Origin of the sequence: Actinospica acidithermotolerans (assembly GCF_018139625.1) — a bacterium.
Classification (GTDB): Bacteria; Actinomycetota; Actinomycetes; order Streptomycetales; family Catenulisporaceae; genus Actinospica; species Actinospica acidithermotolerans.
On sequence record NZ_JAGSOH010000415.1, the window covers coordinates 1 to 384 of the forward strand.

A 384-nucleotide genomic window follows, 5' to 3' on the forward strand; every position below is an offset into this window, starting at 1 on the left:
CAGGTCAGGCCGAGGGCGCCGCAGCACAGGACGGCGAGGATGGCGACGGCGGTGCGGATGCGGCGGCGGGCGCGGCAGACGCTGACGGCGGTGGCGACGACGAGGTTGGGCAGGGCGGAGATGAGCAGCAGGCGCAGCAGGGCGGTGCCCTGGCGTGCGTACTCGGGGCCGAAGACGCGCAGGATCTCGGGGGCGGCGGCGGTCAGGGCGAGGACGGCGGTGGTGAGCAGGATGCCGGTGTGGGTCAGGACGCGGCGGCAGTTGCGGGTGAGCTGGGCGGGGTTGGTGGCGGATTCGACGACGAGGGACGAGCCCATGTTGGAGCTGACGAGGTAGAGCATGTAGGCGATGACCCAGGTGAGGGAGAAGTAGGCGGCTTGGGCG

1 pseudogene is annotated in these 384 nt (G+C 72.1%); it reads right to left on the reverse strand.

Annotated elements, in window-relative coordinates:
• Positions 1–384, reverse strand: a pseudogene (locus KDK95_RS35345) (hypothetical protein); the annotation flags it as partial.